The sequence below is a fragment of the Planktotalea sp. genome (assembly GCF_039984035.1).
Lineage (GTDB): Bacteria > Pseudomonadota > Alphaproteobacteria > Rhodobacterales > Rhodobacteraceae > Planktotalea.
Genome location: NZ_JBDWVM010000406.1, coordinates 1 through 6,665, shown reverse-complemented (window position 1 = coordinate 6,665; position 6,665 = coordinate 1). Strand labels below are relative to the sequence as shown.

The following is a 6,665-nucleotide window of genomic DNA, read 5'->3' as shown; positions in this document are numbered from 1 at the left end:
ATCTTTGGACCGCTGTTTGCTTATCTGCTCTTCGGTGAAACAGTCGGGCTGCAGCAGATTTTAGGGATTGTGATGATCGCCGGGGCGGGCAGTCTAATTGCGTTGCGATCTGACGCGTAACGGGGCACCTTTGTTGCAGTCAGAAAGGAGCGGTCTGTGATCATTTCAAAAGCGCGCAAATACATCTTTGTGCATATCCCGAAGACCGCTGGTACCTCTTTAACCCTCGCGCTAGAGGATCGCGCGGCTAAGGACGACATCATTATTGGTGACACGCCCAAAGCGAAGCGGCGCAAAAAGCGTCTTGAGGAGTTGCAGCCAAGCGGGCGGCTTTGGAAGCATTCTACACTGGCTGATATCGACGGCATTGTCAGCGCCTCAGAGCTGGATGAAATGTTCTGTTTTACCCTCGTACGCAATCCGTGGGATCGTGCTGTGAGTTACTATCATTGGCTCCGCGCACAGAGCTTTTCACACCCTGCGGTTGGGTTGTCCAAAGCGCTTAGATTTCCGGAATTTTTGCGCCACGAAAACACAGTCGCTGCGTTTCGTGCCAATCCGGCCTCTCGCTACATGACGGATGCACGCGGGCTGGAAAGATGTGCCGCCTATGTGCGCATGGAGTTTTTGGAACAAGACCTGCGCGTCGTTGAAGAGCATTTGGGTTTTTCACTGACCTTGGGTCAAGTAAATACCTCGAATCGTTCGGAAAATTATCGAGGCTACTACGACGAATCGTTGGCAGCGTTTCTGGGGGAATTATGCGCCGAAGACGTCACGAGATTTAATTACCAATTCTAAGATTGATTGTTTCGCGCCCTGAGGGCGGAATGTGAAAGTTTTCAGTGCATTTATGATAAATTGGAAACACTGACATTTTCTTGCCCTTTTTTGGACGTTTCGCAGCCGTGAGTTGTAGGCACATTTGCCTAACTGCTACGTCGCCCTGCTGCCCTAGAGCGACAAACTAAACGGGGAAATGAAAATGTTGGACTGGACGAAATCAATCCGTCAAACGGCGCAAGTCAAAACCGAACTTGTCAGCGAAGCGACAGGTATTCTTGTTGGAACTCGGGTGGCGACAAATGTGGGTTGGCGCGATGTTGAGGCACTGTGCCTTGGCGATTCAGTTCTGACGTTTGATCATGGGTTCCGCGCCATTGTTGGCATGCGGCGCGTGACTTTGTGGGATGGCAACGGCGAGTGCCCAGAGGCTCTGCGCCCGCTCCGCATCGAGACGGGGTTTGTCGAAAACACGCGCCCTGTCAGTCTTCTCCCCATGCAGGGCGTCATGGTTGAGAGCGAAGCTGCCGAAGACCATCGCGGCGACCCTTTCGCGGTTCTGATGCCAAGCGCGATTGAAAGTTACGGTCTTGCGGGGACATCAGCGCCCGTTGAGCCGATCCAAGTGATCATTCTCGAATTCGAAGACGACGAGGTGATCTATGGCGAAAGCGGCGTGTTGTACTTTGTTCCGCGTGCCTTTGATCTGTTGACCGAAGAACACGTCGGGCCAGAGTACAAAGTGCTTGATGCGAAAGAGACATATGACGTCTTGGAAGAGCTTTATTCGAAGTTCTACAGCTTCTAAGTCAGGCGTTTGCGATCGAGGATCTGCCAAATATTTTGCGCTTGAAGGCAGCACCGCAAGAAGGGCTTGGCCCCGTCACAGCATCTAGGCTGCGGTGCGCAAACGCGCAATTGGACAGCCATCAACGGTGGGGCAAACGTTAGACCCCCTGTGTTTTGATATCCAATGATGTGAAGCGCAAAGCATTGGGAGGGATGAGCGCTGAGCGATGGCCCTTCAAAAATCCGTTAATGCGATGAAAAATCCGTTGTGTTTCGTATAGGAAACATCGATAACCCCGATATCTCCCCCGCGGGAGAGATCGAGGCAACTCGGCGCCGAAGGAGCAACGTCCCGGAAACTCTCAGGCAAAAGGACCGCGGATCAGGAGCAACAATCTGGAGAGCGGGCGAAAGCCCCACCGAAGGAGCAACCCCGATGTGTCAAATGACCATCATGGGGCAAAACTCTCAGGTTCAGCGACAGATGGGTTCATAGCCGGTTTATCCGGCTTGGAGGGACGTATCATGCGTAAAATTGCTGTTATTGGCGCTGGAATTACTGGAATTACAACGGCTTATGCTTTGTTGAACCGCGGTTTCGAGGTTACTGTTTTTGACAAAAATCGCTACGCTGCGATGGAAACATCCTTTGCCAATGGCGGACAACTGAGCGCGTCGAATGCCGAGGTTTGGACGCAGTGGTCCACCATCTTCAAGGGGATCAAATGGATGACACAACGTGGTGCGCCGTTGTTGGTGAACCCCAAACCAAGCTGGCACAAATATTCGTGGATGGCGGAATTTATGTCCAACATTCCCAACTACAAAGCCAACACCATCGAAACGGTTCAACTGGCCATTTCCGCCCGTGATCTGTTGCGCGGTCATGCGGCTGCCGAGGGATTTGATTTTGATCTTGAACAGCGCGGAATCTTACATGTCTATGACTGCAAGCCCGATTTCGACAAAGCGGCCAAGGTCAACGATTTACTGGCAGAAGGTGGGCTGGAACGCCACGCGGTTACCCCAAGCGAGATGCAAAAGATTGAACCGGCGTTGCAAGGTGATCTCTATGGTGGATATTACACCGAAAGCGATTTTACCGGTGATATTCACAGCTATGCCAAAGGGTTGGGCGCTGCGTGCAAACGGCGCGGCGTAGTGTTTCATTATGGGGCGCAGGTGGCGAGTTTGACCAAACACTCGACCGGTGTCGATGTCGGTTGGTCTGATAAATCGGGCAAAGTTTCTGATCATTTTGACGGCATTGTCATCTGTGCTGGCGTGCGATCACGGGATTTGGCAGCGCAGGTCGGGGACCGTGTGAATATTTATCCCGTTAAGGGCTATTCGATTACCGTGCAGATGGATGATGACGCCAGCCGCGGCGCAGCGCCTTGGGTGTCATTGCTGGATGACAAAGCAAAGATTGTGACGTCTCGTTTAGGGCCAAACAAATTCCGCGTTGCAGGGACAGCTGAGTTTAACGGTTACAACAAGGACATTCGCGATGATCGCATTGCGCCCTTGGTCAAATGGGTGGAAAACCTGTTTCCAGACATCAGCACTGAACACGCAATCCCATGGGCAGGTCTGCGTCCGATGATGCCGAACATGATGCCACGGGTCGGCGCAGGGCGTTCGCCGCAGGTGTTCTACAACACAGGACACGGGCATCTGGGCTGGACGTTATCCGCAGCAACAGCAGAAATCGTGGCCGACAATATTTTGCAAGCGAGTCAAAAAAACAGCTTCCAATTTGCAGGTTAGGTCTGAAAGGCCCTCTTGATCGGTGAATTGAGCTAAAAACAGCGGGCAGTGGGCACCTCGAAATGCAAAAGGGCACGCGCAGTGCGTGCCCTTTTATCGATTTATGTACTGCGTCGCTTACGCGGCTGCTGCCTCAACGCCGAAGCGGCCATAGAAGCTTTGGTTCTTCTCCGCCATTTCGCGCAGGAGCGGCGGGCAAGCGAAACGCTGGCCGTATTTTGCTTCCAACTCATCACAGCGCTCAGCTGCGTAGGCAGAGCCGAGCATGTCGAGCCATGACAGCGGGCCGCCGGACCAAGGCGCAAAGCCCCAGCCGAGGATCGCGCCAACGTCGCCTTCTCGGATGTCCATCAGAACGCCTTCTTCGAGCGCGCGAACGGCCTCGAGGCACTGAGAGAACATCAAACGGTGCTGCACGTCTGTGAGTTCTGGCTGCTCGTCTGCGACTGGGAACTTGTCGCGAAGACCGCCCCAGATGCCGATGCGCTTGCCCTTTTCGTCATACTCGTAATAGCCCGCATTCGCCTTGCGTCCCAAACGACCCTGATCGAAGAGGTAGAACAGAACATCATCTGCTGCGCCAGCGTCGTAAGCGTTGCCGAGCGCTGCTTTGGTCGCTTTGGCAATCTTTACGCCGAGATCGATAGAGGTCTCATCGTTGAGCTGCAAAGGACCGACAGGGAAGCCGAGCATACGCGCCGCGTTGTCGACCAGTGCAGGTTCTACGCCTTCGCCAACCATGCGCACGCCCTCATTCACGTATGGAATGATGCAGCGGTTCGCATAGAAGAAGCGCGCATCGTTCACAACGATTGGCGTCTTGCGGATTTGGCGCACATAATCGAGCGCTTTAGCCGTTGCACGATCACCGGTTTCCTTGCCTTTGATGATCTCAACCAAGAGCATCTTTTCCACGGGGGAGAAGAAGTGAATGCCGATGAACTGCTCTGGGCGGCTGGATGCCTTGGCAAGGTCAGAGATGGGTAGGGTGGAGGTGTTGGAAGCGAAGATGCAATCTTCTGGAATGACCGCTTCCACCTTGGCTGTGATGTCGGCTTTGACGGCTGGGTCCTCAAAGACCGCCTCGATGATCAGGTCCGCGCCTTCGAGAGCATTGAGATCGGTGGTTGCTGTGATCTTGGACAGCAGCGCCTCTTTCTTCTCTTCGGTGGCTTTCTTGCGTTTGATGCCCTTGTCCATGAACGAGGCAGAGTAGGCCTTGCCCTTGTCTGCGCTTTCTTGGCTTTGGTCGATCAACACGACTTCCATGCCTGCCTGTGCGGACACAAGCGCGATACCTGCGCCCATCATGCCCGCGCCCAGAACGCCGATCTTTTTGACGCGCTGATCTGGTACGTCTTTCGGACGCACCGCGCCTTTTTCAAGCGCCTCTTTGTTGAGGAAGAGCGAACGGATCATCGCGCTGGAGGACGGGTTCATCAGGATGTTGGTGAACCAACGGGCCTCGATCTTGAGCGCTGTGTCGAATGGCACGAGCGCGCCTTCATAGACCGCAGAGAGAACCGCCTTGGCCGCTGGGAACGCGCCTTGGGTTTTGCCGTTGACCATTGCGGAGGCACCGACGAATGTCATGAAGCCAGCAGGGTGGTAGGGCGCGCCGCCGGGCATTTTGTAGCCCTTCGCATCCCAAGGTTTCAGCAGGTCCGCGTCTTTTGCTGAGAGCACCCAAGCGCGCGCATCGGCCATCGGATCGGCAGAGACTTCATCGATCATGCCAGCGGCTTTGGCCTTGGCTGGGTTCAGCAATTTACCTTCGAGAAGGAAGGGGAATGCTGCCATCGCGCCCATCTTGCGCACGAAACGTGTTGTCCCGCCTGCACCCGGGAAAATGCCGACCATGATTTCCGGCAGACCGATTTTCGCCTTCGGATTATCCGCGCAGAAAATGCGGTGCGTACAGAGCGGCAATTCAAGGCCGATACCAACCGCAGTGCCCGGAAGCACAGAGGCAATCGGCTTGCCGCCCTTGTTGGTTTTCGCATCCATGTTTGCGCGTTCGATTTTGCGCATCAGGGTGTGGGTTCTCATGATGCCCTCGAAGAGGCCTTTGGCTGGATCGCCCGCCGTTGCGGTTTTCATGTCCGCAAGGATGTTCAAATCCATACCGCCCGCAAAGCTGTCAGGCTTGCCAGAGGTGATAATGATGCCTTTCACGGCCTCATCCCCTAGCGCGTCGTCGATGTGTGCTTCTAGGTCTTCAAAACCTTGTTGGTTCATGACGTTCATGGTCTTGCCAACGGCATCCCATGTGATCGTGGCGATGCCCTCGGCATCTTTGATCATGGTAAAGTCGGTCATAGTTTATCTCCTGTTTCGAGGCGATCGGCTGAGGAAGAGATCATTGGGTTCTTGATCATCATTCCGCCTTCCAAATTCGCTCCGTTGTCTTGTGTTGCTTCGCTTGATTTGGGACTGAATTAGTCCTTCATTCGGCTCTTAATCGCATGTGATGTTTGCAGCCCGTCCGAGACCATCGGCCTGATATACGGATACTGTTGGTTACTGAGGTTGTTTGTGACTTCGACGACACGCCAACGTGCGCGTATCTTTTGGATGCGCAGACGTGAATCAACGGGCTCTAAAACTTCGTCGCCGTTTTTTAAGAGATAACAGGTATGATATCCCTCGATCTGATCATCACCGATCCGTTTTGCACTGTCCCCGATCCGGATGATTTGATCGATGCCATGTTCCTCAACCAGCTCGGTCAACATCTCAAGGAACTTCCTAGTATGGTCATGCGTGTCAACGATACTATCGAGATCATCGAGATGAACGGTAAAGGGCAGCGCGTGCAGATCGCACCAAACTGCCAAATCGCCGGTCATGTTGCATTCGCTCATGCTGTCGATGAAATCTTGGTAGATGTGAAGGGCTTCACTTTCCCTCACCTGCTCTGCCAAGGCATCCTTTTCCATTTGGATAAGCGCCGGAGAACGAGGAAGAAGCAAAGCTTCGTCCTCGGCCGCCGCTATCGGATCGATTTTCGGATCATTGGACGAGCTCATCGTTACATACGCTCGATGATTGTCGCTGCACCCATGCCAGATGCGATGCAGAGCGTTGCAAGGCCGACACCTTTGCCTGTGCGCTCAAGCTCATCCAGCAGCGTGCCGATGATCATCGCGCCAGTCGCACCAAGTGGGTGACCCATTGCGATTGATCCGCCGTTCACGTTGACCTTGTCGTGATCCACATCAAACGCCTGCATGAAGCGCATAACAACGGAAGCGAAGGCTTCGTTCACTTCGAACAGATCGATGTCGGAAATTGCCATGCCGTTATCGGCGAGGATTTTCTCG

The 6,665-nt window shown here is 54.0% G+C and carries 5 protein-coding genes, 1 pseudogene and 1 riboswitch; of the genes and pseudogenes, 3 read left to right on the top strand and 3 right to left on the bottom strand.

Going from position 1 to position 6,665, the window contains the following annotated elements:
* Positions 1 to 156: 156 nt before the first annotated feature.
* From ABJQ89_RS17735 to ABJQ89_RS17725, 3 genes are all read left to right on the top strand, one after another.
* Positions 157 to 801, top strand: a complete 645-nt coding sequence (locus ABJQ89_RS17735; protein WP_348497485.1) for a sulfotransferase family 2 domain-containing protein — start codon at positions 157 to 159, stop codon at positions 799 to 801.
* 184 nt (positions 802 to 985) lie between these two features.
* A complete protein-coding gene (locus tag ABJQ89_RS17730; RefSeq protein ID WP_348497484.1) occupies positions 986 to 1,591 on the top strand; it encodes a Hint domain-containing protein in 606 nt (201 codons plus the stop codon).
* Positions 1,592 to 1,873: 282 nt separating this feature from the next.
* Positions 1,874 to 1,960: riboswitch (glycine riboswitch) on the top strand.
* A gap of 137 nt (positions 1,961 to 2,097) precedes the next feature.
* Positions 2,098 to 3,342 (top strand): D-amino acid dehydrogenase, encoded by a 1,245-nt coding sequence (locus tag ABJQ89_RS17725; RefSeq protein ID WP_348497486.1) that lies wholly within the window; start codon positions 2,098 to 2,100, stop codon positions 3,340 to 3,342.
* 117 nt (positions 3,343 to 3,459) lie between these two features.
* On the opposite strand, the gene ABJQ89_RS17720 is transcribed toward ABJQ89_RS17725, so the two are convergent.
* The 3 genes and pseudogenes from ABJQ89_RS17720 to ABJQ89_RS17710 all read right to left on the bottom strand — a co-directional run.
* Complete coding sequence (locus ABJQ89_RS17720; protein WP_348497483.1) at positions 3,460 to 5,661, bottom strand: 3-hydroxyacyl-CoA dehydrogenase NAD-binding domain-containing protein; 2,202 nt, start codon at positions 5,659 to 5,661, stop codon at positions 3,460 to 3,462.
* A 119-nt stretch (positions 5,662 to 5,780) separates the two neighbouring features.
* A complete protein-coding gene (locus ABJQ89_RS17715; protein WP_348497482.1) occupies positions 5,781 to 6,371 on the bottom strand; it encodes a hypothetical protein in 591 nt (196 codons plus the stop codon).
* Between the two features lie 2 nt (positions 6,372 to 6,373).
* A pseudogene (locus ABJQ89_RS17710) lies at positions 6,374 to 6,665 on the bottom strand (acetyl-CoA C-acyltransferase); the annotation flags it as partial.

What these genes read in the sequence shown, in the direction of transcription:
- ABJQ89_RS17730 (WP_348497484.1), top strand. Translation starts at nt 986, where the DNA reads ATGTTGGACTGGACGAAATCAATCCGTCAAACGGCGCAAGTCAAAACC.
- ABJQ89_RS17725 (WP_348497486.1), top strand. Translation starts at nt 2,098, where the DNA reads ATGCGTAAAATTGCTGTTATTGGCGCTGGAATTACTGGAATTACAACG.
- ABJQ89_RS17720 (WP_348497483.1), bottom strand. Translation starts at nt 5,661, where the DNA reads ATGACCGACTTTACCATGATCAAAGATGCCGAGGGCATCGCCACGATC.
- ABJQ89_RS17715 (WP_348497482.1), bottom strand. Translation starts at nt 6,371, where the DNA reads ATGAGCTCGTCCAATGATCCGAAAATCGATCCGATAGCGGCGGCCGAG.